The following is a 23636-nucleotide window of genomic DNA, read 5'->3' on the forward strand; positions in this document are numbered from 1 at the left end:
ATCCGCCGGACAGGCCCTTGGGCGGACACGAAAAACCGGGGCCCCGGCGCACTGCCGGGACCCCGGTCGGGTGTGCAACGGCCGGCCCGCCTACACCGGTTCGGCCAGCGACAGCCCGAACCGCCCCTCGGGGTCGGTCCACCAGTGCCGCAGTGCGAAGGAGGCCGCGGCCAGCTCGGTGGCCACCTTGTCGCGGCGGAACTTCGCCGAGATCTCGGTGCGCAGCTCCTCGCCCTCGGCGAAGTCCACCTCCAGCCCCAGCGCCGGGATCGCCACCCGCTGCGCCCGCCGCGAGCGCAGCCGCATCTCGATCCACTCCTGCTCGGCGTCCCAGTGGGCCACGTGCTCGAAGGCCTCCGGGTCGAAGCCGGCCTGCAGCTCGCGGTCCAGCACGTTGAGCACGTTCTTGTTGAACTCGGCGGTCACCCCGGCCGCGTCGTCGTAGGCGGCCACCAGTACGGCCGGGTCCTTGACCAGGTCGGTGCCGAGCAGCAGCGCGTCGCCCGGCGCCAGGTCGGCCCGCAGTGCGGTGAGGAAGCGGGCCCGCTCCTCGGGCAGCAGATTGCCGAGCGTCCCGCCGAGGAAGGCCACCAGCTTGGGCGCCTGCACCGCACGCGGCAGCCCGAGCCGCGCGGTGAAGTCGGAGACGACTCCGTGGATCGCCAGCGCCGGGTACTCGGCGGCCAGTTGGCGACCGGCCTCGTGCAGTGCGCTCTCCGAGACGTCGACCGGGACGTAGCTCTCCAGGGTGCCCAGCGACTGCAGCGCGTCCAGCAGCAGCCGGGTCTTCTCCGAGGAGCCCGAGCCCAGTTCGACCAGGGTGCGGGCCCGGGTGACGCTCGCGATCTCCTTGGCCCGCTCGGTCAGGATGGCCCGCTCGGCGCGGGTCGGGTAGTACTCCGGCAGTCGGGTGATGTCCTCGAACAGCTCACTGCCACGCTTGTCGTAGAACCACTTCGGCGGCAGCCACTTGGCGTCGGCGGTCAGCCCCTGGCGGACGTCCGCGCGCAGCGCCTGGGCGAAGTGGTCGGCGGGGAGCAGGCGGGTGAGCTCGAAGGTGGTCATCGGGATGGGGTCCTCTCGTGGTGCGGCCCAGCGGGCAGTTCAGGAGGTGGCGGAGGTGGGGGTGGCGGCCAGCGGACGGATGGTCACGGCGTCGGGGGTGGCCAGCAGGACGGACCGGTCGGGGACCGGCACCCAGCCGGGCCCGTCGTCGCCCGGCTCGGAGGCGACCAGCACGCTGCGCCCCAGCTCCAGGCGGTGGAAGAGGGTGTCGCCCCAGGTGGTCGCGGCTATCACCCGGCCGTCGGTGACCAGCAGGTTGAGCCGGGCCTCGGTGTGCGCGGCGACCTCGGCGACGGTGTCGGCCAGGGCCGCACCCACCTCCTGGCCGCCCAGCAGCCGCCGCCGCAGCAGTGCCCAGACCAGCGCGGAGTCACAGCGGGCCGCCAGTTCCAGCAGCTCGCCCGGCTCCAGCAGCCCGGCCAGCGCGCCCGCCGCGCCCGGCCAGCCGCCGAGCGCGCCGTTGTGGCTGAACAGCCAGCCGTCACTGCGGTAGGGGGCGGCGGCGCTCTCGTCCGCGCTGGTGCCGGGCGTGGCCGAGCGGACGGCGGCCAGCAGGGCCGGGGTGCGGATCGCCCGGGCCAGGTCGGTGAGGTTCTCGTCCGCCCAGATCGGCACCGCCCGGCGGTAGCGGGCCGGTTGCGGGTCGCCCTCGACATACCAGCCCAGACCGAAGCCGTCCGCGTTCACCGTGCCGTGGCGCTGCAGTCGCGGCGCCCAGGACTGCCGGTAGAGCCCGTAGGGCGGTTCGAGGAGCACCTCGGCCACGGCCACCGGGACCCCCAGGTAGGCGAGATGACGGCACATCAGGCGACATCCAGATCCCGGGCGGTCCGGAAGCCGGCGAAGATCTGCCGGCGGATCGGGTAGTCCCAGTTGCGGAAGGTGCCCCGGCAGGCCACCGGTGCGACCGCGAAACTGCCGCCGCGCAGCACCTTGTACTCGGCCCGCTCGCCGGGGGCGGCGAAGAAGACCTGCGAGTACTCCCGGTAGGGCCAGGCCCGAAAGCCCGGGTAGGGGGCGAAGTCGCTGGCCGTCCACTCCCACACGTCACCGATCAACTGCCGTACCCCGTAGGGCGATGCGCCCTGCGGGTAGCTGCCGACCGGGGCCGGCTGCAGATGGCGCTGGCCGAGGTTGGCGTGCTGCGGCCCGGGCGGTGTATCGCCCCAGGGGAAGCGGCGTGAGCGGCCGGTGGCCGGGTCGTGCCGGGCCGCCTTCTCCCACTCCGCCTCGCTGGGCAGCCGCCGCCCGGCCCAGCGCGCGTAGGCGTCCGCCTCGTACCAGGTCACGTGCAGCACCGGTTCGGCGGCCGGTACCGGTTCGAGGTGGCCGAACCGGCGGCGCAGCCACTGGCCGTCCGTGCGACTCCAGAACAGTGGCGCGGTCAGCTTCGCGGTCGTCCGGTGCGCCCAGCCCTGCGGGCTCCACCAGCGCGGCTCCTGGTAGCCGCCGTCCTCGATGAAGCGCTGGTAGTCGGCGTTGCTGACCGGGGTGGTGTCGATTGCGAAGCCCGGCAGGTCCACCTGGTGCGCGGGGCGTTCGTTGTCCAGCGCCCATGGCTCGGTGTCCGTGCCCATGGTGAACGGGCCTGCCGGGATGATGACTTCGCTCGGCAGCAGCCCGATGGGGGCGGGCTCGGGCGCCGGGGCGCAGAGCACGGCGGCGCCGCTGCGCAGCTGGTGGGTGATCAGCATCGTTTCGTCGTGCTGCTGTTCGTGCTGGGCGATCAGCCCGAAGGCGAAGCCCGCCTGGAGCAGCGGCGGGCCGGCCAGTTCGACGCCGGCCAGCAGGTCGAGCACCCGGCCGCGCACCTCGTGGGCGTAGCCGCGGGCCTCGGCGGGCGGCAGCAGCGGCAGGGTGGGGCGCTCGGCGCGCGGGTGCTCGAAGGCGTCGTAGAGCGGGTCGATCTCGGGGTGCATCGGCTCGCGGCCGCCGACGTTGCGCAGCAGCCAGAGTTCCTCCTGGTTGCCGATGTGGGCCAGGTCCCAGACCAGCGGCGACATCAACCGCGAGTGCTGGGCGGCAAGTTCGGCGTCGTCCAGGCAGTCGGTCAGACCGCTGGTGCGGTCCCGGGCGGCCAGCAGTTCGGTGGCGATGGCCTCGCGCAGCTGCTCGTCGGTCAGTTCGGTGGTCAGTTCGGTGGTCAGCTCGGTGCGGCCCGGTGCGTTGCTCCGCGCGGGGCCCGGTTCGGCGTTCAGCACGGTGTGTCCTCCTCGGACTGCGGGGAGCCCTCGGGCCGGTGCGTCGCGGCGCGCGGCGCAGCGGCCGCCTCCAGCAGGTCGTCCGCCGGGCAGCGTCCCCTGGCGGTGTAGCGGTCGGCGAACTCGCTCACGGTGGCCCGCAGTCGGCCCTCGCCGGGCCGGTCGGCGAGTACCGCGTCGGCGGCGGCGAAGCAGCCGAGCGCGGCCTGGCGCAGCACCGGATCGTCCATGCCGCGGGTGGCCGCCCGGCTCCAGGCCGGTCCGCGCGGGCCCGGTTCGGCGGCGGTGACGGTGGCGGCCAGCGGCTCCAGTGCGGCGAGCGCGGCGTCCACGGACCGGGAGTCGGCGAACAGGGCGGCCGTGAGTGCGGCGGGGACCACCCAGCCGTCGCCGGGCTGCGCGTCGATCATCCGCAGCTCCAGATAGCCGCGCGGGCGCACCGGCGGGAAGAGCGTGCTCAGGTGGTAGTCGAGATCGGCCAGGCTCGGGCGTTCGGCCTCGGGCCGCCGCAGCCAGGCGCGGAAGGTGAGCCCGACCGGCGCGTTCCACGGCCGCCCCTCGGGCCGGCGCACGCACAGCACCGCCGCCTCCAGCACGTAGCGGGCCCAGGCCGCGCGCGGATCGCCGTCCGCGCCGGCGCCGTGCACGCCGCCGGGGGCCAGTGTGCGGCTGGGGTCCATCCGGGCCCAGACCGCCTGCCGGGTGGACCGGTAGCCGGTCGGCCGCCCGTCCAGCAGCGGGGAGTTGGCGAAGGCGGCGACCAGGACCGGGCCGAGCAGATGGGCCAGTCGCCAGCGGGCGCGGAAGCCGTCCGGGCCGCCGGTGTCGGTGCCCGCGTCCAGGCAGACCTGGGTGGAGGCGGTGGCACACATCATGATCTTGCCCCAGGGGCCGGTGCGGCCGAAGAACTCCTCCATCGCCAGATAGCGCGGCTGACGCAGGGTCACCCGGCGTTCCTTGGGGTGGGGTTCGGTGCCGTAGCCGGCGAGGTCCAGGCCCTGGGCGGCGAAGGCGGCGCGCAGGGCGGTCAGGTCCTGGTGGGTGGTGTCCACGCAGCCGGCGAGGTCGGCGGCGGCCGGGGAGCTGAGCTCGACCTGGCCGCCGGGCTCCTGGGTCAGTCGGGAGCCGTTGGGGAGGAACGGGTGGTCGGGGGGCAGGTGCAGCGCGTCGAGAGCGGCGCGCACCCGCGCGGGGTCGGGGGCGGTGTGGGGTCGACAGGAGTCATGGACGAACCACTCCAGCTCGACCCCGACCCGTCCGGGAGGTCCGATCTTGAAGCAGGTGCTGGCCACGTACGCCTCGGCGGACGATTCGGTCAGCGGTGTCACCGTCGGTGGCGCCTGCGGTTCGGTGTCGAGTGAGAGGCTCGACGGTCGTGCGAGGTTCACGTTGTTCACCGTCCTCGTCATCGGGCTCACGACAACCTGGTGTTCTTGCCCAGTCTGCGGCGGCCCATACGGCACTGCCCGGCGCTCGGGCCGTAACCCATGGATTCCCGCTGGTCAGGTCGGGCAACCGGGTGAGGTGAGCTGTCTCACATCTCACGGAACAGCCGCCCGGGCGGAAATATCCGGGGAGGTTCTCCCCGTTTGCCGTACAGTCGATGGAAGTGGGGACGGACTCCCCGGAAAGGAGCGCAGCCATGGACACCCTGCAGGCGGGGACATGCACCCCCGACACGTCGCCGTGTGCCCGTGCCGCCGCGCCCCGGCTCCGGGCGGACGCCACCCGCAACCGCGAGCGGATCCTGGCCGCGGCCCGCGAGCTCTTCGCCGACGAGGGCGCACTGGTCCCGCTGGACGAGATCGCCAAGCGCGCCGCGGTCGGCAACGCGACCCTCTACCGTAACTTCCCGGACCGGGTGACCCTGATCCACCAGGTCGTGCTCTCCGTACTGAGGGGCGTACTGGAGCACGCCGAGCAGGCGCTGGCCGACGAAGGCGACCCCTTCGAGGCGATCAGCCGCTACGTGCACGCGGCTGCCGGCGAACGGATCGGCGCGCTCTGCTCGCTCCTGTCCGACCACCTGAAGCTCCACGAGGACGAGGAGCTGCTCGCCACCCGGGCCGAGCTGGAACGCGTGGTCGAGCAGCTGCTCGACCGGGCCCGGCGGGCCGGCCGGCTGCGGCCCGACGTCGGTCCCGGCGACCTGTTCGTCGCGCTGGCCCGGCTGACCCGTCCGCTGCCGGGCAAGGAGTGCCTGGAGGACGAGATGTTCGTCCATCGGCACCTCCAGCTCTTCCTGGACGGGATGCGCGCCCCGGCGCCGTCCATCCTGCCCGGGCGCCCCGCCACCATGGAGGACCTGCGGCGCGCGTGACCGCCCTGCTCGACCACTGACCTGCTGAACCGCTGAACACCCAAGCCCGCTGAACGCTCAAGCCGGCTGAACACCCCAGCTTCCCGCGGACGCGGCACCTCGTGCCCCGCCGTCAGCTACTCCTGCCGTTAGGTGTGTACAACCATGTCTCAAACCGTCCCGCAGGCCGACCCCAGGCGCTGGAAGGCACTGGGCTTCATCGCCCTGGCTCAGCTCATGGTGGTGCTGGACGCCACCATCGTGAACATCGCCCTGCCCTCGGCCCAGCGCAGCCTCGGCTTCTCCGACACCAACCGCCAGTGGGTGATCACCGCCTACGCGCTGGCCTTCGGTGGCCTGCTGCTCTTCGGCGGCCGGATCGCCGACCTGTGGGGTCGCCGCCGCACCTTCATAACCGGTCTGATCGGCTTCGCCCTGGCCTCGGCGCTCGGTGGCGCCGCGCAGAGCACCGGGATGCTGATGGGCGCCCGTGCCCTGCAGGGCCTCTTCGGCGCGCTGCTCGCCCCCGCCGCCCTCTCGCTGCTGACCGTGACGTTCACCGAGGCGAAGGAGCGGGCCAAGGCCTTCGGTATCTTCGGCGCGGTGGCCGGCGGTGGCGGCGCGATCGGCCTGATCCTGGGCGGCGTGCTCACCGAGTACCTGAACTGGCGCTGGACCTTCTTCATCAACGTGCCGTTCGCGATCATCGCGGTGACCGGCGCCGTCCTGGTGATCCGGGAGCCGGCCGGCACCCGTAACCGCAACCGCCTCGACATCCCCGGCGTGCTGCTCGTCTCCACCGGCCTGGTTTCCCTGGTCTACGGCTTCACCAAGGCCTCGGAGGACGGCTGGACCTCGCACGTGACGCTGGCCCTGTTCGCCGCCGCCGTCGTGCTGCTCACCGCGTTCGTCCTCGTCGAGAGCAAGGTCAGCGCGCCGCTGCTGCCGCTGCGCGTGGTGCTCGACCGCAACCGCGGCGGTGCCTACCTCGCGCTCGGCCTGGCCGTGATCGGGATGTTCGGGCTCTTCCTCTTCCTGACCTACTACATGCAGACCGTGCTGGGCTACTCCCCGGTCATGACCGGCGTCGCCTTCCTGCCGATGGTGGCCGGCATGATCACCGGCTCCACCCAGATCGGCGCCCGGCTGATGAACCGGCTGCCGGCCCGGGCGCTGATGGGCCCCGGCTTCCTGGTCGCCTCGATGGGCATGCTGATCCTGACCCAGATCAAGGTGGACTCCTCGTACTGGCTGATCCTGCCCGGTCTGGTCCTGATGGGCCTGGGCATGGGCACCGCGTTCATGCCGGCGATGAGCCTGGCCACCTTCCGGGTCCGGCCGCAGGACGCCGGTGTCGCCTCCGCGATGGTCAACACCTCGCAGCAGGTCGGCGGCGCGATCGGCACCGCGGCGCTGAGCACGGTGGCCACCAGCGCCTCCAAGGCCTTCGCCACGTCGCACCCGATCGACCCCAAGTCGCCGCTCCAGCTGCAGATGCTGGTGCACGCGCAGACCGCGGTGCACGGCTTCGCCACCGCGATCTGGTTCTCCTTCGGCATCCTGGTGGCGGCCGCGGTGATCGCCACGGCGCTGCTCAACGGCGGCGGCAAGGCGAACCTGGTGACCGCCGACGCCGACGGCGAGGTCGTCGACATCCCGGTGATGGCGCACTGACGCCTGCGCGGCAGGAGCGCTGACGCGGCGTCGTAGGCAGTGACGGCGGGCCGGATCCCCTCGGGGGTCCGGCCCGCCGTCGTTCGTTCCGGTGGTCGTTCGTTCTGCTGGTCGTTCGTTCTGGGGGTCGGGTGTCCGGGTGGGCCCGGAAACCCGGTGGACGCTGGCGGCCGCCTCGTGATCGACTCCTGCGTCGGCACCGCGGACAGAGGAGAACCTGATGACCACGACCCCCGTGGAGCGGCTGCGACTGGCCGTGGCCAGGACCGCCGCGCTGGTGGACGGCCGGGCCGCCACCGGGCTGACCCATGACGACGCCGACGACCAGCAGGGCACCGTCGCCACCGACGACGCGATCGGCTTCGACCCGCTGCCGCTGCTGGCCGAACTCGACTGCCGGGGCGCCGAGGTCGTGGTGATCGGGCAGGTGGCCGGCATCCTGCACGGCTCGCAGGAGCTGACCGGCGACCTGGACCTGCTCTGGGACGGCGCGCCCGAGCGGGCCGCGGCGATGGCCGCTGCCTTCGCCGCCGTCGGGGCGCGGCTGACCGACGACGACGGCGCCGAACTGCCTTGCACGGCGGCCGCCTTCCGGCTGCCGAAGATCGACTTCGCCACCGTGAACGCGAGCGGCGACTGCTGCACCCCGGCGCTGCCCTGGGGCGAGCTGGACGTCTCGGCCTTCGCCGCCCGCGCGCTGACCGCACCGGGCCCGGACGGCACGGTGATCCGCTACCTCACCCGGGCGGACCTGATCGCGATGCGGCGGGCGATCGGCCGGCCCAAGGACCTGCGCCGCGCGGCGGAGCTGGCGGCGCTGGACCGAGACCGTCCGGCAGTGGAAATGCGTTGGGCGCAGGACACCGGGCGTTCATAGGATCGGCGCCATGACGGCACCCGCACCCGTACCCGCACCTGTACCCGTATACCCGGCCAAGCCCCGGCTCGGCGACCGCGTCGCGATCCTCTCGCCCTCCGCCGCGCTGCCCGGGCTCTTCCCGCACCCCTACGAGCTGGGGCTGCGCCGGCTGCGCGAGGAGTTCGGCCTCGAACCCGTGGAGTACCCGGGCACCCGCAAGCTCGGCGCCACCGCCGAGGAGCGCGCGGCCGATCTGCACGCGGCCTTCGCCGACCCGGGCATCAAGGCGGTGATCGCCACCATCGGGGGCGAGGACCAGATCACCGTGCTGCCGCACCTGGACCGGGAGCTGATCCGGGCCAACCCCAAGCCGTTCTTCGGCTACAGCGACAACACCAACCTGCTGCTCTTCCTGCGCAACCTGGGCATCGTCAGCTATCACGGCTGCTCGGTGATGGTGCAGCTGGGCCGTGGCGGCGCGGTCAACCCGGCCACCGCCGAGTCGCTGCGCGCGGCGCTGCTCGGCTCCGGTGAGTACGAGCTGCGGCCCAGCGCCGAGGTCGGCGACGTGGAGCTGCCCTGGACCGAGCCCGAGCTGCTGGCGGGCGAGCCGGTGATGGAGGCGGGCGAGGGCTGGAGCTGGCACAACGCGGACCGGGTGGTCGAGGGCCTGGGCTGGGGCGGCAACCTGGAGATCCTCTCCTGGATGGCGATGGCCGACCGGGAGATCGGCCCGGCGGAGCAGTACGCCGGCCAGGTGCTCTACCTGGAGACCTCCGAGGAGCTGCCGCGGGCGGAGGAGGTCTACCGGATCCTGCGCAACCTGGGCGAGCGCGGGCTGCTGCGCCAGTTCCCCGCGCTGCTGATGGCCCGGGCCAAGAGCTGGAGCTTCGACCAGCGCCTGGAGCCGGCCGCCAAGGTCGAGTACCGCAAGGACCAGCGGGCGGCGGTGCTGCGCGCGCTGGCCGAGTACGCGCCGCAGACGATGGCGGTCTTCGACGTCGACTTCGGGCACACCGACCCGCAGCTGATCCTGCCCTGCGGCGGCCGGATCCGGGTGGACGGCCCGGCCCGGCGGATCACCGTCTGGTACTGAGCCGTTCCGGAACCGCGGGCGCTGCTGCTCCGCTGATCAGCCGCGCAGCGTGCCGACCACGGTGCTCAGGTCCGCGGCCAGGCGCACCTCGGTGGCCCGCAGTGCCGGGTGCTCCAGCCAGTGCAGGCGCGCGGTGTCCGGCCGGCCCTCGTGCAGCGGGGGCCAATCGGCGCAGGGCGTGAAGTCGTCCACCGTCACCGTGCCGCCCGGGGCCAGCAGCCGGGCCGGGTCGGCCGGGGCCTCGGCGCCCTTGCCCTGGCCGCCGCCGTCCAGCACCAGCAGGTCGAACGGCCCGCGCCGGTAGAGCTCGCTCCAGTCGCCGGTGACCACCTCCACCTGCGGCTGGTCGGCGAAGACCTCGGCCGCGACGGCGGCCCGGGCCGGATCCCGTTCGACGCTGACCAGCCGCACCCCTGGCTTGGCCCCGCTCGCCAGCCAGGCCAGGCCCACGCCGCACCCGGTGCCGCTCTCGCCGATCAGCGTGGCCGCACCGTGCGCCAACGCGCTGATCAACAGGCCCTGTTCGGGGCGGCAGGAGTTCTCGAAGCCGTGCGCCCGGGCCGCCGCCAGGGCGTGGCGGACCAGCGGCGGCAGCTCGATGGCGGAGCTCGGGGCGTCGTGCAGGGCGGTGCCGTTCAGGGACATGAGCGCGCTTCTCCCGGGGGCCGAAGTGGAGCCGACAGTTTGGGAACTGATGATTGATCAGCTGCCGTTTGTGTGGCAAGTGCGCGCAATGCGGGCCGGACATGTATGGACACCTTTTTCGCTGTCCCCGGGTCTTCCGCCGTTCATCCTCCGCTGGAATCATCCCCCTACCCGCAAGTAGCCCGCCGCGAAGCAGCCCGCCGCGCCCCCGCCTTCAGGAGGACCCGTGTCCCCGCTCTCCCGCCGCGCCCTGCTCGGTTCGGCCGCCGCCTCCGGTGCCGCCTTCGGCCTGGGCGCGCTGCCCGGGACCGTCCAGCAGGCGCTGGCCACGCCGGTCGCGCCCGGCACCATGGACGACGTCGAGCACGTCGTGGTGCTGATGCAGGAGAACCGGTCCTTCGACCACTACTTCGGCACCCTGAACGGCGTGCGCGGCTACGGCGACACCTCCAGAGTCCGGTTCCCCGGCGGCTCGGACGTGCTGCGCCAGAAGCTGCTCGGCACCGCCGGCGGCACCGACCTGCTGCCCTGGCACCTGGACACCTCCACCAGCGACGCCCAGCGGATCTTCGACCTCGACCACTCCTGGGGCGGTACCCACAGCGCCTGGGCCAACGGGCAGTGGAGCAACTGGGTCCCGGCCAAGACCTGGTACACCATGGGCTACTACACCCGCCAGGACATCCCCTTCCAGTACGCGCTCGCGGACAACTTCACCGTCTGCGACCAGTACTTCTGCTCCGCGATGACCTCCACCGACCCGAACCGGCTCTACCTGTGGTCCGGGACGATCGACCCGAACGGCAGCGCCGGCGGCCCGGCCACCGACAACAGCAAGTCCGGCTTCACCTGGACCACTTACCCGGAGCGGCTGCAGGCCGCGGGCATCTCCTGGAAGGTCTACCAGCAGCAGGACAATTTCGACGACAACGCCTTGGCCTGGTTCAAGAGCTTCCAGACCGCCCCGCAGGACTCCCCGCTCCACCAGCGCGGCATGGCCCGGGCCGGCGCCGACGACTTCGCGAACGACGTGGCGGCGGGCACCCTGCCGGCGGTCAGCTGGGTGGTCGCCCCCACCGCGCAGTCCGAGCACCCCAACTACCCGCCCGCCCAAGGCGCGGACTTCACCTCCGCGTACGTGCTCCAGGCGCTGGCCGCCCACCCGGAGGTCTGGGCGAAGACCGTGGTGCTGCTCAACTACGACGAGAACGACGGCTTCTTCGACCACGTCGTGCCACCGGTGGCACCCGACGGCACCCCCGACGAGTTCATCGGCGGCGTGCCGATCGGCCTCGGCCCGCGGGTGCCGATGATCGTCATCTCGCCGTGGAGCCGCGGCGGAAGGGTCAACTCCGAGGTGTTCGACCACACTTCGGTGCTGCGCTTCCTGGAGAACTGGACCGGCGTGAAGGAGACCAACATCTCCGCCTGGCGCCGCACCGTCTGCGGCGACCTGATGTCGGCCTTCGACTTCAGCACCAGCAACCGCACCTTCCCCGCGCTGCCCGACACCAAGCAACTGCTGGCCGACCTGGCGGAGCAGGACAAGAAGGTACTTCCGCCGCTCTTCCCGCCGATCATCCAGCACGCCCCCCAGGTCGAGCCCGGCGACCGGCCCGCGCTGCCGACCGGCTACCGCTTCGGCTCCTCCTCGCGCACCGACACCGGCACCGGACAGCTCTGGATCACCCTGGACAACCTGGGCGCGCTGGGCGCGGGCATCTCGATGTACACCGTGAACTTCCGCCAGTTCGGCGCCTGGCGCTACACCCTGCCGGTCGGCGGCACGGTCAGCGACTTCTTCAGCGCACTCGGCGTCAGCGGCGGTCCCTACGACATCGACGCGCACGGCCCCGACGGCTTCCTGCGCGGCTACCAGGGCGACGTGCGCACCTGGACGGACCCGGCGAAGGGCCACCCCGAGGTGGCCTCGGTGGAGGCGCCCGACGGCGTGCACCTCACCCTGAGCAACCAGGGTGGCAAGCCCGTGGTCTTCACCATCGGCGCCAACTCGGCCTTCGGCGCCAGCGGTTCAACCCCGTCCACGCTCACGGTGGCGCCCGGCGGCAGTGTCCGGTCCCGCCTCGCCCCCACCCCTGCCGGCCGCTACGACTGCACGGTCACAGCCGACACCGGCGACGCCTTCGCCCGCCGCTTCGCGGGCCGCCTGCAGCCCTGACGCCACGGCACCTCTGCCGACGGGATCGACGGCAGAGGTGCACGGACTTTTGGCTTGCCCGGCGGGGCCTCAGCCCTGCCCCACGCCACCCCGACGCCGTGCCGTCTCGCCGAGGGCGGCCAGGTCGCGCTCGCCGTCGCCGTGGGCGATGCTCTCCTGCAGGGCCTCGCGCAGCACGCCCGCGATCGGCAGCGGAACGTGGGCGGCGGCGCCCGCGTCGAGGGCCAGGCCCACGTCCTTGAGGCCCAGCACGAGTCGGAAAGCCGCCGGGTCGTACCGCCGTTCGGCGATCATCGAGCCGTAGCCGGCGTAGACCGGGCCGGGGAAGAGCGTGCCGGCGAGCAGTTCCACCAACTGGTCCGCCGCCAGGCCGTTGGCCTCGGCCAGCGCCGTTGCCTCCGACAGGGCCTCGATGGCGGAGACCAGCAGGAAGTTGGCGCTGATCTTCGCGATGTTCGCCAACTCCGGTCGCTCACCGAGTCGGTAGGTCTTACGGCCCATCGCCTCGAACAGCGGCGCCACCTGGTCGATCAGCGAACTCTCGCCCGCCGCGAGGATGTTGAGGTTCCCGGCGGCGGCCACGTCGGTGCGGCCCAGCACCGGCGCCGCGAGGTAGCCGATCCCGTGCCGCTGGTGCAGCTCGGCGGCGCGGCGGGCCAACTCCGGTGACACGGTTGCCATGTTGACGTGCACGGTCGCGCTCGCCGCCGCCAGCAGTCGCTCGTCGAGCAGCAGATCGGTCACCGCCGCGTCGTCCGCGAGCATCGAGACCACCACCTCGGCATCCATTGCCTCGGCCGGTGTCGCCGCCGCCGCGGCGCCCAGCTCGACCAGTGCGGCCACCGGCGCGGGGGAGCGGTTCCAGACCCGCACCCGATGGCCGGCCTTGACCAACTGGGCGGCCATCTCCCGTCCCATGGAACCCAGTCCGATGAAACCGACATCCAGTCCGGCATTCATTGATATGCCTCCTTGCCTCGATGGTGACTCCCCGGTTACGGATTGTCTCGCATCCTAGATACTCCGCGCCCCTGTCCGGCGGCGGTGCCGCGCGCGCCGATGAGCGGCGGCCGGGAACAGGTGCACCGGGAAGCGATGATCGGTCAACTCTTTTTGTATGAAAGGCACCAGGTGTGTGCACGGTGAAGAAATGGCGAGCGCCCGATCCGTGGTTCTTGCTCGTGCTTCGTCCGGTTCGCCCGCAAAGTCGAGGGTTGCCTGCCGATGATCGCGTGGGTAGTGTCGGGACCTGCGTCAGGGAGACCGTCACGGGGGTGAATTCATGGTCATTCAAGCATTTCGCACGAGCTGACTGGACATCAGATTGTCGTCGGCTCCGGTCTTCGGGTGAGTATCGCCAGGCGCGTTCAGTCGATGTCGCCTTGTTCCGCCCCTGACCTCGGTCGTCGCAACGCTGACCCCCCGTAAAACAAGGAACACTCTCCGAGTGTTCTGTCCTGCCCGGACGTGTTTCACATAACGAGGGAGGAACTGTCATGGACAACAACAAGTCCGTGGAGACCCTGGAGCTCCAGGCTTACGAGACCCCCGAGGTCTTCGAGGTCGGGTCTTTCCGCGAGGACACCGGCTACATCGGCACCGTCGGCGGCGAGCCGTGGCTGCCGTCGATCCCGTCCAGCTGGTGGTAAATCCGCGACAGGTATGAGTTCGGCGTGGTAGTCCGTTAAGGGGGAGGCTGGGTCGGTGGATTTTGGTGAGCAGTACTTCGTGGTCCTTCCGGACCAGCAGAGGGCAGTCGCCGCCGCCGACCGGATTCCTCCGGATGCCACGCCACTCATGTCGCACCGATCCGGCCGGCCCTGCCTGGTCGGCCGGATCGCCGCGGGACAGCTCCTGGTGGCGCAGGCGGGGGAGACCGTCCTCGCCGTCGTGGGGGTCTGTTCCGCCACTCAGGCCGAACTGGCCGCCCAGGCCGCGCGGATCACCGATCCGGCCCAGCTGGACGCGGTGTCGCTGCGCTGGTCGGGCAGCTACCACCTGATCGCCTCGATCAAGGGACGGCTGCGGATCCAGGGCACCGCCTCGGGCCTGCGCCGGATCAGCCACGGCAGCCTGGACGGGCTGACGATCGCCGCCGACCGCGCCGACCTGCTGGCTCAACTGATCGGACCCAAGCCGGACTTGGGTGTTCTCGCGGTGCGCCTGCTGGAGAGCCTGCCGCACCCGCTGCCCGAACGCTCCCTCTGGCAGGGAGTCGAGACCGTGCCGCCCGGCAGCTACCTGGCCGTGCCGGCGGACGGACGGGGCGGCACCGTACACCGCTGGTGGGAGCCGCCCCAGGGCGAACTCTCCGTCGCCGAGGCCGCGGTAGCGCTGCGCGCCGAGCTGGCAGCCGCTGTCGCCGCGCGGTCCGCCCTGACCACACAGCTGACCGGCGACTTCTCCGGCGGCCTGGACTCCACCTCACTGGTCGCCCTGGCCGCGCACCAGGATGTGCCGGTCGTCGGCTTCACCATGGCCAGCGACGACCAGGCGGACGACGACGTCCACTGGGCCAAGATCGCCGCCGCCGACATGCCCCAGCTCAAACACGTCATCTTCGCGCGCCAGGAGGTGCCGGGCTTCTTCGAGAGCCTGACCGGCCTCCCGGCGGTCACCGACGAACCCAGCCTCGCCCTGCTGAGCATGCCCCGGCTGCGCGCCATGCGGGAGCTGGCCGTCGGCCACGGCTCCACCCTGCACCTGGACGGGCTGGGCGGCGACCAGATGCTGACCGGCCACTACGCCTACTACCACGACATGCTGCGGCGCAATCCGGTGATGGCCGTCCAACGGCTGCGGACCATCCGCCTGTTGAGCCGGATGGACCTCGGATCCTCGCTGCGCACTCTGCTGGACGGCTCCTCCTACCGGTCCTGGTTCGCCGCAGAGGTCCGCACACTGACCTCCGGTCAGGTCCGGCGTCGCAACCGGGTCTTCGACTGGGCCGGCGGGCTGGCCATCCCGCACTGGCTGACCGCCGAGGCGACGGAGCTGGTGGTCGCCGAACTGCGTGCGGCCGCCGAGCGCGCCCAGCCGCTGGACCCCAGGCGTGGTCGCCACGGCGACCTGGCGGCGATCCGGGAGGCCGGTCAGCTCGTCCGTTCCCTGCACCAGGTGGTGGCCGCCTCGGGCTACAGCGCCTCCTCGCCGTTCCTGGACGACCGGGTGATCGCGGCCTGCCTCGCGGTCCGTCCCGAAGAGCGGGTGACGCCTTGGGAGTTCAAGCCGCTGATCAAGAGCGCCATGGCCGGCGTGCTGCCCCAGCGGCTGCTGGAGCGGCGGACCAAGGCGGACGGCTCGATGCTCGCCGCCGAGGGGTTCGTCCGGCACCGGCTCGAACTCGACCAGCTCTGGCAGACCTCCCGGCTGGCCGAGTTGGGGCTGATCGACCCGGCCCCGCTGCGCGAGCTGTCCCGTCGCCCGTACGCGGCCGCCTCGCATGAAGGGCGGATGCCCGTCGCCCTGAGCACCGAGCTCTGGGCCAGGGACCGGCTCGCCTGAGCTGCCGGACCCCCGACGGCCCGCCGGAACGCGCTCGACCACGAGGAGAGAGAGCAGCATGACCTTCAAGCTTCATCCGGAGGTGTCCACCGCCGACACCGAGTACGGGATCGTGCTGCTGGACGGCCGGGACGGCCGCTACTTCCAGCTCAACGGCACCGCGGCCGCGGCGTTCCAGGCGCTGCTCGACGGCGGGACCGTCGAGCAGGCCGCCGAGCGGCTGACGGCCTCCTTCGACGTGCAACTCGACCGGGCCAGGCAGGACGTCGAGCAGCTGGTGGCCAAGCTGGTGGCGGTCAAGGTGGTGGCGGCGTGAGCAATGCGGTGGTGCCCGCGCGGACCGGTAAGGCTCTGACGGTCAGTCAGAAACTCGGCGCCAGAACGGCTGTGGGGCTCGCCCGGCTGCTGGCCCGCAAGCCGCCCGCCAAGATCCGCGCGCTGCTGACCCGGCTGAGCAAGGGCGCCCGCCCTGCCACCTACGCCGAGGCCGAGGCGGCGCGCAACGCCGTCGTCGCGGTCAGCCTGCGCTGCGCGGCCTTCGAGGGCTGCCTGCCGCGCTCACTGGCGACGATCCTGATCTGCCGGGCCCGCGGCACCTGGCCCACCTGGGTGGTGGGGGTCCGGGCGCGGCCGCCGTTCGGCGCGCACGCCTGGGTGGAGGCCGAGGGGCGGATGGTGGACGAGGGCGTGGACCCGGCGTACTTCCGCAGCCTCTTCACCGTCCCCGCACCCGCCGACCAGGCCTGAGGGCCGGCCGCCGCGACACCGCGGCCGGCCGCCTCAGCCCTGACCGGCCGTCGCGGGCACGACGGCCAGCGCCTCGACCTCGAACAGGAACTCGGGCCGGACCAGCGCCGTCACCACCATCGCGCTGCAGGCCGGCAGCCGCTCGGCGTCGAACACGGCGTCCCTCGCCGCGCGGATCGCGGGCAGGTGGGCGAGGTCGGTGAGGAAGAAGGTCAGCTTGATCACGTCGTCGAAGCCGGCCCCGGCCTCGGCCAGGCAGCGGCGGATGTTCTCGAAGACCTGCGCGGCCTGGGCGGCCGGGTCGCCGACGCCGACCAGCTCGCCGTGCTCGTCCAGGGCGATCTGCCCGGAGACGGCGACCAGCCGGCCGGTCCCCCAGGCGACCTGGCTGTAGCCGTTGCCGGGCGCGACCCCGGCGGGCGCGAGCACATGGACGTTGTCGGACATGCGGAACCCGCTTTCATGGCGTGAGAACTTGATCAAGCCCGGCCACGCTAGCGGAATCGGGTGCGGGAGGGCAGGGCCCGGCTACCGTTGCCCCGTGACGCCTCCCGCCACCCCCGACCCTGCCCCCGCCGCGCTCGCCCTCGCGCTCGCCGAACTGCGCCGCGCGCTCGGCCCCGACCGGGTGCTCGCGCCGGACGACGCGGCGGCCGGCTTCGTGCGCGACGAGCGCGGCCTGCTGCCGGCCCACCCCGCCGCCGTGCTGCGTCCGCGCAGTACGGCCGAGGTGGCCACGGCCGTCTCGGTCTGCGCCCGCCACCGGGTGCCGGTGGTGCCGTTCGCCGGCGGCACCGGTCTGGTCGGCGGCGCGATCCCGCTCGGTGAGGGCACCCAGGTGGTGCTGAGCGTGCGCGAGTTGAACCGGATCCGCAGCGTCGACGTGCCCGACTTCGCACTCACCGCCGAGGCCGGCTGTGTGGTGGCCGACGTGCAACAGGCCGCCGCCGAGGCCGGGCTGCTCTTCCCGCTCCGCCTCGCCTCCGAGGGCAGCTGCCGGATCGGCGGGGTGGTGGCCACCAACGCGGGCGGCAGCAACGTGCTGCGCTACGGCATGACCCGGGAGCTGGTGCTGGGCCTGGAGGCGGTGCTGCCGGACGGCCGGATCTGGCACGGGCTGCGCACCCTGCGCAAGGACAACACCGGCTACGACCTCAAGCAGCTGCTGATCGGCTCCGAGGGCACCCTCGGCGTGGTCACCGCCGCCACCCTGCGCCTGTTCCCCCGGCCCCGGCACCGCGCGGTGGCCCTGCTCGCGCTGCCCGGACTCGACGTGCTGCCCGGACTGCTCGCCCTCGCCCGCGAGTTGCTGGAGGAGCGGCTCAGCGCGCTGGAGCTGTTCAGCCGCACCGGACTTGGCCTGGTGCTCGCCGAACTGCCCGGCACCAAGGACCCGTTCGACCGACCGCACCCGCAGTACGTCCTGGTCGAGGCCACCGCCACCCGGGACGGCGCCGCGCTGGCCGCCGCCCTGGAGGCGCTGCCGGCCGAGGCGATCGAGCGCGGCCTGGCCACGGATGCCGTCCCGGCCCTGGACCCGGCCCAGGCCCGGGCGCTCTGGGCGCTGCGCGAGGCACTGCCGGAGGCGGAGAAGCGGGCGGGCGGCGCGGTCAAGCACGATGTGAGCGTGCCGCTGGGTGCCATCGGCGCGTTCATCGAGGCCGCCGAGCAGGCGGTGGCAGCGGCCTGCCCGGGAGCGGTGGTGAACGCCTTCGGGCATGTCGGCGACGGCAATGTGCACTTCAACGTTCTCGCCGGGGACGGGAGTTCGGCTATCGTCCACCGCCTGGTCGGCGAGTTCCACGGCAGCGTCAGCGCCGAGCACGGCATCGGCGTACTCAAGCGCGAGGCGCTGGCCGCCGCCCGCTCGCCACTGGAACTCGCCCTGCTGCGCACGGTGAAGACGGCGCTCGACCCGCAGGGGATCATGAACCCGGGCAAGCTGCTCCCCTGAACCTCCTCAGAGCGCCCGGTAGTGACGCAGCGTCAGCTCAACGGCGGCTGCCAGGTCGGTCACCTGCCAGCCCAGCGCCTGCCGGGCCAGCCGCGCGTCCGGGTTGACCTCCGAGGTGAGGAAGTGCAGCTCGCTGAAGGAGATCTGCGGCGCGGTGCCGGTGACCTTCGCGGTCAGCTCGCCCATCGCCGCGTAGACCCAGGCGACCGGGGCGCCCAGCGTCATCGGCACCCGGGCCGAGGGGTGCACCGACTTCACCAGCTCGGCGATGGCCGGCAGCTCCAGGAACCGGTCGCTGAACAGGTAGCGCGAGCCGATCGGCGCCTCGGCGGCCAGCAGGTGCCCGCGGGCCAGGTCCTCGTTGAAGACCACCGCCATGCCGCCCGGCGGCAGCATCGGCACCCGGCCCCTGGCCAGGTCGACCAGCATCCGGTTGAGCGCGGCCGGTCGGGCCGGGCCGGGCCCGAAGACCGCCGCCGGGTGGGTGATCCGGGCGGGCAGCCCGCGCTCGGCCACCGCCGCGGTCACCAGCCGGTCGGCCTCCTGCTTGGAGCGCTCGTAGGCGGTGCCCAGCGGCTCGGTGGCGAGCACCGACTCGTCGAAGGCCCGGTCGTGCGGCCGCTCGAAGACGTCCATGGTGCTGGTGTGGACGAAGCACTCGACGCCCTCGGCCAGCGCGGCCGCCACCAGCTGCTCGGTCCCGGCCACATTGACCCGGTGGAACTCGCTCTTGTCGCGCAGCCACTGCTCGGCCAGCCCGGCGGTGTGGAAGACGGTGTCGCACCCGGCGATGGCCGCCCGCAGCGAGGCCGCCTCCGTGAGGTCGCCGGCCACCGCCGTCACGCCCTCGGGCAGCAGCCGCGCGGCCCGCGCCGGATCCCGCACCAGCGCCCGCACCTCGTCGCCGCGCTCGACCAGCAGGCGGGCCAGCGGCCGGCCGACGGTGCCGGTCGCACCGGTGATCAGGACCTTGCGCATGGCTACTCCTGGTATCTGGTCAGGGCAGGGCCGGGTGTCCCCGATCATGCCGCATCGACGCCCGTGGCCCCACCCCACCGGCGGACGGCGGGGCGGGGCCACGGGGGTTCAGCCGGGGAGCGGGGTCAGCTGATCGCGAAGTCGTCCGCGTAGACGTTCGCCTGGCCGTACCAGCCGTGCACGTACACGGTGGCCTTGCCGGTGGCGTCGGTGGTGAACGGCACGCTCAGCTGGGTCCAACTGCTGCTGTTGGTCCAGGCGGAGCCGGTGGCGCCGCCGCTGACCCCGATGTAGGCGTACGAGCCCTGCACCCAACCGGTCAGCGTGTAGGCGTGGTTGGGCAGCAGGGTGACGCTCTGGTCGCACTCGCCGGTCTGGCTCGCGCTCGGCGTCACCTGCAGGGCGTGGCTGCCGGAGTGGACCGGCGCGGCGACCACGGCGCTGCCGGCCTGGCAGGTCCACGGGCTGAGGCTGCCGCTCTCGAAGCCGCCGTTGGCCAGCCCGCTGGTGGTGGCACCGGTGACGGTCAGGGTGTAAATGGCGGTGTGGCTGCCGGAGGCGGCGGTGCCGGTGACGGTCAGCGGGTAGCTGCCGGCCGGGGTGGCGGCGGTGGTGCTGATGTTCAGCGTGGAGCCGGCGCCGGCGGTGACGGTGGCCGGGCTGAGGGTGGCGGTGACGCCGGCGGGGGCGCCGGAGACGGCCAGGGCCACGCTCTGCGCGCTGCCGGAGGTGACCGCCGTGCTGACGGTGGCGCTGGTGGCGGAGCCCGGCTGCACCGAGCCGCTCGCGGGGGAGGCGGAGAGCGAGAAGTCGTTGGTCACCACGCCGCCGCCGGAGGTGAAGGGCTCACCGGCGTGGCTGAAGTCCCAGGTGTTCTGCGCGATGCCGGAGCAGGTGTCCGAGCCGGCGGTGCCCACGCAGCCGCCGTTGTCGCGCTCCAGCGCCCAGAAGGACAGGGTGTTGACGCCCTTCGCGGTGGCCCAGCTCTGCACGTTGGCCATGTCCGCGACGGTGGTGGTCTCGCCCGCGCCGAAGTCATCGATGCCCGGCATCATCGTGATGCCGATCGAACTCCACAGCTGGGCAGGCGTCTTGCTCGGGTACAGGCTCGCCAGCTGGCTGTACAGGCCACTGGCCGCGTTCTCGGCGTCGGTGCCCATCTCGTGGCTGGCGCCGTCGTAGTAGTCGAACGTCATGATGTTGACGACGTCGATCCGGGCGCCGTTGGTCACCGCGTTGCGCAGCACCGCCAGCCCGCTGTCCGCCAGCCCGCTGGTGGTGGTGGGCAGGGTGTAGGAGAACTGGACGGTGCGTCCGTTCGCCGCCGCCCAGTCCTCGACCAGCTTGACCGCCTTGTTGCGGCGGTCGATGCCGGCGGTGTTGGTCAGCGAGTTGTCCTCGGTGTCGAGGTCGATCCGGCTGACGTTGTAGGTGGTGATGACCGACTCGTACTGCGCCGCGATCTGGTTGACGTCGGTGCAGCTGTCGGCGATCTCGGTGCCGCCGTTGTCGGCCGCGTAGCCACCGAAGGACGGGATCACGTCGCCGCCCGCCGCCTGGATCGAGCTGATCTGGCTGCCGTAGGCCGAGGCGGCGATCGGGGTGCTGGTGGCACCGTTCCAGTAGGCGGTACAGGAACCCTTGGTGGCGGCCTGGACGAACGCCATCGAGAGGTACTTGTTGCCCGACTGGCCGGCCAGGGTGGCCGGGTTGTCGCTGCTGTAGGCCTCGAAGTAGGGCGCGAAGACGTGCGCCGGCAGCGGGGTGGCGGCGGGCGCGGCGGTGGCGGCGGTGCCGACACCGGCCATCAGGCCGGCCGAGGCGGCCAGGGTGGCTCCGGCGGTCAGCACCGCCTGGACGGATCTGTGAAGTCGCATCAGTGCTCCAGCAGACGTAACGGAAAGGGCGGGACAAAAGGGATTTGTGCATGACAACAACCGGCGTCCGGGCAACAGCCGCGAGCCAGAAGGTGCTGTGAACGAATAGGGGGCGGTGGGCAGATCAAGGCAGGGCAAGCCCTGCCGGCCGGTGGTCACACCCCCACAGTGCATCCCGGTCGGATGGACAGACCTTATGGTTGGACTAGACCACTGTGCTGTCAAGAGTGCTGACCGTCCCTCAGGGAGATCGGCGTCCCATGACCGGCTGGTGCGCATACGGTGCCTGACCGGCCGTCGGGCCACGGCGCTCGCCGCGGGGCTGAGCGACTCCGTACAGCGCCCGCCCGGGCACTCATGGTGACCGCACTGGTGACAACGACCACAGGCCGATCGGGACTACGGTCGGGCATCGTGGCCCCGCACGGCGGCGACACGGGGCCGACACGGCCCTGCGGCGGGCCGACCTACGATCGACCGTCGTAGGTCCGGGGTTTGCCGCCCCCGGAGCGCTCGGGTTAAACCTGGACGAGTCGCCAAGCGCGCCGCCCGCACCGGGCCGATCGGTTCCGGTGCCGTCCTTCCGTGGTGGAGCGCTTCCGTACGGCACCGACCGACACCGGGGTGCCCACGGTTCCGATGTGCCCGCAACAGCCTGCGGCCTGCCGCCGCGCTGCTGTCGTGCGCCCGGGACCGGCTACACGAACGAGGTAGAACCAGCATGCGCAGCGCCCTGATGTCCACCGTGCGTCGACGATCCTCCGTGGTCCTCGCCTCGGCCGGCCTCGCCGCCACCTGTGCCGCCTCCGCCGTGGCCTTCGCGCTCCCCTCCGACGCCGCCACCACGGCCGCGCCGGCCGTGGGCACCCAGGCCGCCGAGGTCGCCGGTGCCTCGCTCGACCTCTCGACCAAGGCGGCGCCCGCCGCCGTCGCGCCGCTGGCCGCCGCCGGCGACACCGGCAAGATCGACGCCGCGTCCTACCTGAAGCCGAACGCTCCGCAGGGCGGCTACCTGCTGACCGCCGAGCCGTTCAGCACCCCCGAGCAGCCGCAGGCCGCCCCGACCGGCGAGGCCCCGCCGCAGCAGGAGCAGCCGCAGCCAGAGCAGCAGGTCGAGCAGCAGCCGGCCCCGGCCGAGCAGCCCGCCCCGGCCCCCGCGCCCGCCGCGCAGCCGGCCCCCGCCCCCGCTCCGGCCCCGCAGCCCGTGGTGGCCACCGACACCAGCCCCAGCGGCATCCGCGCGCTGGCCCAGAGCATGGTGCCGGCCAACCAGTGGGCCTCGTTCGCCAACATCGTCAGCCACGAGAGCAGCTGGAACTTCCAGGCCACCAACCCGTCCTCCGGCTCCTACGGCCTGGGCCAGGCGCTGCCCGCGAGCAAGATGGCCTCGGCCGGCTCGGACTGGCGCAGCAACCCGGTGACCCAGATCAAGTGGACGCTGAACTACATGAACGAGCGCTACGGCAGCCCGAACGCCGCCTGGTCGTTCTGGCAGTCCCACCACTGGTACTGAGCCACCAGCGGCACGAGCACGAGCACGAGCACGAGCACGAGCACGAGCACGAGCACGAGCACGACACGGCGCGGGCCCGGGACGGAGCGATCCGTCCCGGGCCCGCGCCGTGTGCGCTCCGGGGTCAGCCCAGCCCGCTGGTCTTGACCCAGTCCTTGGCCACCGCCTGCGGGTCGTCCTTGTCGATGGAGACCTTCTTCATCAGCGCGACCAGCGTCGCCGTGTCCAGCTTCGCCGAGACCGCGTTCAGCGCCGCGCTCGCGGTGTCGTTCACCCCCGCCTTGTAGACCAGCGGGGTCACGTTCTGCGCGCCGAACACGTTCTTCGGGTCGGCCAGCGAGACCAGGCCCAGCTGTAGCAGCTTCGGGTCGGTGGTGAAGACGTCGCCGACCTGGATCGTGCCGTCCTTGATCGCGTTGGGCGTGGCGTCGGCGGTCGGCTTCCAGTCCTTGAAGTTCAGCCCGTAGACGTCCTTGAACTGCTGCTCGCGGCGGGACTTGAACTCCGCCATGCCACCGACGGTGAAGTTCGGGGCCTGCGTGGCCAGATCGGCGATGCTCTTCAGGTTGTACTTGGCCGCGGTGTCCTGGGTGACCGTGAGCGAGTCCTTGTCCTCGGCGGCCGAGGAGTCGAGGATGCCCAGGCTGCCGGGCAGTTCCTTGGTCAGCGCGGCGTTGACGTCGGCCTCGGTGGCGGCGGTCGACTTGTTGTCCACATAGGCCAGCAGTGCGCCGTTGTACTCGGGCAGCACGGTCAGCTTGCCGTCCTTGATCTGCCCGTAGAGCAGCTCGCGGCTGCCGATGTTGAACTTCTCGGTCACCTTGACGCCCTTGGCCTGCAGCGCCTGCGAGTAGATCGAGGCCAGCAGTACGTTCTCCGGGTAGTTCGCCGACCCGACCACCACGCTCGAACCATCGCCGGAGGCTTTGGAGCCGCCACCGAGCGGATTGTTCGAGGACGAGCTGGAGCAGGCGCCGGCGGCCAGGGCGACGGCGCTGAGCAGGACGACGGAACTGACGGCACGCGAACGCGAACGCATGAAAAG

The 23636-nt window shown here is 72.3% G+C and carries 21 protein-coding genes; 11 read left to right on the forward strand and 10 right to left on the reverse strand.

The window, feature by feature from the left end:
• Positions 1-90: 90 nt before the first annotated feature.
• The 4 genes from egtD to egtA are packed head-to-tail and all read right to left on the reverse strand — an operon-like array spanning position 91 to position 4654.
• Complete coding sequence (gene egtD, locus ACFZB9_RS17210; RefSeq protein WP_391447890.1) at positions 91-1065, reverse strand: L-histidine N(alpha)-methyltransferase; 975 nt, start codon at positions 1063-1065, stop codon at positions 91-93.
• Between the two features lie 39 nt (positions 1066-1104).
• Positions 1105-1869, reverse strand: coding sequence for an ergothioneine biosynthesis protein EgtC (egtC, locus tag ACFZB9_RS17215; protein WP_391447891.1), 765 nt, complete (start codon positions 1867-1869; stop codon positions 1105-1107).
• Positions 1869-3200 (reverse strand): ergothioneine biosynthesis protein EgtB, encoded by a 1332-nt coding sequence (gene egtB / locus ACFZB9_RS17220; protein ID WP_391448078.1) that lies wholly within the window; start codon positions 3198-3200, stop codon positions 1869-1871. Before egtB ends, egtC begins: the two co-directional genes overlap by 1 nt.
• A 59-nt stretch (positions 3201-3259) precedes the next feature.
• Positions 3260-4654: an ergothioneine biosynthesis glutamate--cysteine ligase EgtA gene (gene egtA, locus ACFZB9_RS17225; RefSeq protein WP_391447893.1), complete on the reverse strand. Its 1395-nt coding sequence runs from the start codon at positions 4652-4654 to the stop codon at positions 3260-3262.
• Between the two features lie 254 nt (positions 4655-4908).
• On the opposite strand from egtA, the gene ACFZB9_RS17230 reads away from it, so the two are divergent.
• The 4 genes from ACFZB9_RS17230 (at position 4909) to ACFZB9_RS17245 (ending at position 9194) form a co-directional block, all read left to right on the forward strand.
• The gene (locus ACFZB9_RS17230; RefSeq protein ID WP_391447894.1) at positions 4909-5586 is read left to right on the forward strand and encodes a TetR/AcrR family transcriptional regulator; all 678 of its coding nucleotides are present in this window, start codon (positions 4909-4911) and stop codon (positions 5584-5586) included.
• 144 nt (positions 5587-5730) lie between these two features.
• A complete protein-coding gene (locus ACFZB9_RS17235) occupies positions 5731-7239 on the forward strand; it encodes an MFS transporter (RefSeq protein ID WP_391447895.1) in 1509 nt (502 codons plus the stop codon).
• Positions 7240-7459: 220 nt separating this feature from the next.
• On the forward strand, positions 7460-8116 hold the full coding sequence (locus ACFZB9_RS17240; RefSeq protein WP_391447897.1) for a hypothetical protein: 657 nt from the start codon (positions 7460-7462) through the stop codon (positions 8114-8116).
• Between the two features lie 10 nt (positions 8117-8126).
• Positions 8127-9194 carry a S66 peptidase family protein gene (locus ACFZB9_RS17245; protein WP_391447898.1) on the forward strand — a complete coding sequence of 356 codons (1068 nt, stop codon included), beginning with the start codon at positions 8127-8129 and terminating at the stop codon, positions 9192-9194.
• 36 nt (positions 9195-9230) lie between these two features.
• Here the strand turns inward: ACFZB9_RS17245 and ACFZB9_RS17250 are convergent, their stop codons facing one another.
• The gene (locus ACFZB9_RS17250) at positions 9231-9839 is read right to left on the reverse strand and encodes an O-methyltransferase (RefSeq protein WP_391447900.1); all 609 of its coding nucleotides are present in this window, start codon (positions 9837-9839) and stop codon (positions 9231-9233) included.
• A gap of 226 nt (positions 9840-10065) precedes the next feature.
• Between ACFZB9_RS17250 and ACFZB9_RS17255 the strand changes: the two genes are divergently transcribed.
• Positions 10066-12018, forward strand: coding sequence for a phosphocholine-specific phospholipase C (locus tag ACFZB9_RS17255; RefSeq protein WP_391447902.1), 1953 nt, complete (start codon positions 10066-10068; stop codon positions 12016-12018).
• A gap of 69 nt (positions 12019-12087) precedes the next feature.
• On the opposite strand, the gene ACFZB9_RS17260 is transcribed toward ACFZB9_RS17255, so the two are convergent.
• On the reverse strand, positions 12088-12978 hold the full coding sequence (locus tag ACFZB9_RS17260) for an NAD(P)-dependent oxidoreductase (RefSeq protein WP_391447904.1): 891 nt from the start codon (positions 12976-12978) through the stop codon (positions 12088-12090).
• Between the two features lie 536 nt (positions 12979-13514).
• On the opposite strand from ACFZB9_RS17260, the gene ACFZB9_RS17265 reads away from it, so the two are divergent.
• The 4 genes from ACFZB9_RS17265 (at position 13515) to ACFZB9_RS17280 (ending at position 16269) form a co-directional block, all read left to right on the forward strand.
• Positions 13515-13667 (forward strand): keywimysin-related RiPP, encoded by a 153-nt coding sequence (locus tag ACFZB9_RS17265; RefSeq protein WP_391447905.1) that lies wholly within the window; start codon positions 13515-13517, stop codon positions 13665-13667.
• Positions 13668-13815: 148 nt separating this feature from the next.
• Entirely contained in the window at positions 13816-15522 is a 1707-nt protein-coding gene (locus ACFZB9_RS17270; protein WP_391447907.1) for an asparagine synthase-related protein, read from the forward strand.
• Positions 15523-15580: 58 nt separating this feature from the next.
• Complete coding sequence (locus ACFZB9_RS17275; RefSeq protein ID WP_391447908.1) at positions 15581-15838, forward strand: lasso peptide biosynthesis PqqD family chaperone; 258 nt, start codon at positions 15581-15583, stop codon at positions 15836-15838.
• Positions 15835-16269, forward strand: coding sequence for a lasso peptide biosynthesis B2 protein (locus ACFZB9_RS17280; RefSeq protein WP_391447909.1), 435 nt, complete (start codon positions 15835-15837; stop codon positions 16267-16269). Before ACFZB9_RS17275 ends, ACFZB9_RS17280 begins: the two co-directional genes overlap by 4 nt.
• A gap of 33 nt (positions 16270-16302) precedes the next feature.
• Here ACFZB9_RS17280 and ACFZB9_RS17285 read toward each other — a convergent pair whose 3' ends face one another.
• Positions 16303-16716 (reverse strand): RidA family protein, encoded by a 414-nt coding sequence (locus ACFZB9_RS17285; RefSeq protein ID WP_391447911.1) that lies wholly within the window; start codon positions 16714-16716, stop codon positions 16303-16305.
• 94 nt (positions 16717-16810) lie between these two features.
• On the opposite strand from ACFZB9_RS17285, the gene ACFZB9_RS17290 reads away from it, so the two are divergent.
• On the forward strand, positions 16811-18223 hold the full coding sequence (locus tag ACFZB9_RS17290) for an FAD-binding oxidoreductase (RefSeq protein ID WP_391447913.1): 1413 nt from the start codon (positions 16811-16813) through the stop codon (positions 18221-18223).
• 6 nt (positions 18224-18229) lie between these two features.
• Here ACFZB9_RS17290 and ACFZB9_RS17295 read toward each other — a convergent pair whose 3' ends face one another.
• Entirely contained in the window at positions 18230-19201 is a 972-nt protein-coding gene (locus ACFZB9_RS17295; protein WP_391447915.1) for an NAD-dependent epimerase/dehydratase family protein, read from the reverse strand.
• Between the two features lie 125 nt (positions 19202-19326).
• The gene (locus ACFZB9_RS17300) at positions 19327-21078 is read right to left on the reverse strand and encodes a carbohydrate binding domain-containing protein (RefSeq protein WP_391447917.1); all 1752 of its coding nucleotides are present in this window, start codon (positions 21076-21078) and stop codon (positions 19327-19329) included.
• 721 nt (positions 21079-21799) lie between these two features.
• Between ACFZB9_RS17300 and ACFZB9_RS17305 the strand changes: the two genes are divergently transcribed.
• Positions 21800-22591 (forward strand): transglycosylase SLT domain-containing protein, encoded by a 792-nt coding sequence (locus tag ACFZB9_RS17305; protein WP_391447919.1) that lies wholly within the window; start codon positions 21800-21802, stop codon positions 22589-22591.
• Positions 22592-22715: 124 nt separating this feature from the next.
• Here ACFZB9_RS17305 and ACFZB9_RS17310 read toward each other — a convergent pair whose 3' ends face one another.
• Positions 22716-23630, reverse strand: coding sequence for an ABC transporter substrate-binding protein (locus ACFZB9_RS17310; RefSeq protein WP_391447921.1), 915 nt, complete (start codon positions 23628-23630; stop codon positions 22716-22718).
• Between the last annotated feature and the right edge of the window lie 6 nt (positions 23631-23636).

This window comes from Kitasatospora sp. NPDC008050 (assembly GCF_042957465.1).
Lineage (GTDB): Bacteria > Actinomycetota > Actinomycetes > Streptomycetales > Streptomycetaceae > Kitasatospora.